At 75.6% G+C, this 1,158-nt stretch carries 1 protein-coding gene; it reads right to left on the bottom strand.

The window, feature by feature from the left end; translation table 11 throughout:
* Positions 1-69: 69 nt before the first annotated feature.
* A partial coding sequence (locus C1I99_RS31620; RefSeq protein WP_233512833.1) for a phosphatase PAP2 family protein occupies positions 70-1,158 on the bottom strand: 1,089 nt, incomplete at its 5' end.

The raw sequence follows: 1,158 nt of genomic DNA, 5'->3' as shown, positions 1-1,158 counted from the left end.
GTGCACGCGGACACCGCGGGCGGGGCGGGGGCGGCGGCCCGGGACCGCGACCTGGCCGAGGCGTGGATCCTAGCGGCGGAGCTGACGGCCCGGGCGCACGCCGCGCGCCAAGCCGGCTGAACCCGGGCGGCCACGGAGCGCGCTGCGGCTCAGCGGGCGGCGGGCACCGCGGGCGGCTCGGCCGGGGGCCGGCGGGCCGCTCGGCTCCGGGGCCCGGTCCGCCGGGGCCCGGCGCACCCGCCGGGCCGCCCACCACCGCTCGGCCAGGCCGACCACCAGGAACGTCATCCCCACGTACGCCCAGCCGACCAGCACGTCGATCACGTAGTGCTCGCCGCTGTACACCAGAGTGAAGGTCATCGCCAGCGGGTACGCCAGCAGCAGCGGCCACCAGCGGCGGCGGGTCTGCCGCAGGAAGAACAGCACGACGAAGAGGGCGAACGCGGTGTGCAGCGACGGCATCGCCGCCACCGGGTTCGAGGCGATCTGGCCGGCGTTGAGCAGGTTGCCGGCGCCGTGCATGCCGAACGCCTTCCAGCCCCGGGTGGAGATCCGGGCGACCTCCTCCAGCAGGCCGTTCTGCGCCGCCCACCACGGCGGCGCGGCCGGATAGAGGAAGTACGTGACCAGGCCGGTGGCGCAGAGGAAGCCCCAGCGCCGCATGAACGCGGCCCAGCGCCCCCGGTCCCGCAGCCACAGCACCGCCGCGGCGGCAAGCGCCACCACGAAGTGGGAGAAGTAGACCCAGCTGGCGGCGACGTCCCACCACCGCACCTGGGGCCGGTAGAGATGCTCCTGGAGCCAGACCGTCGGCACGTCGCCGCCGGTCACCCAGCCGAACATCACCCGGTCGGCGACGATGAGTTCGTACGCGTGCGGGGTCGCCCCGTTGTCGGCGAAGCCGCGGGACAGGTTGTAGAGCGCGAGCAGCAGCACCACCGGCACCCAGTCCCGGGCGAAGCGCAGGTGGCTGCGCCACGGGCGGGACGAGTTCCAGGCGATGGTCGCGGCCCAGATCCACAGGAACGCGTACGCCGGGTCGGTGGGCAGGCCGATCACCAGCCAGCCGGCGACGAAGGCGGCCCCCCAGGCCGTCATCGCGACCAGGCGGCGACGCCCGCCGTCGGGCGACGCGGGCGGATCGGTCCGGGCGGGGGG

It is taken from the genome of Micromonospora deserti (assembly GCF_003236335.1).
In the GTDB taxonomy this organism is placed as follows: Bacteria; Actinomycetota; Actinomycetes; order Mycobacteriales; family Micromonosporaceae; genus Micromonospora; species Micromonospora deserti.
This window is presented reverse-complemented; position numbering and strand designations above follow the sequence as displayed.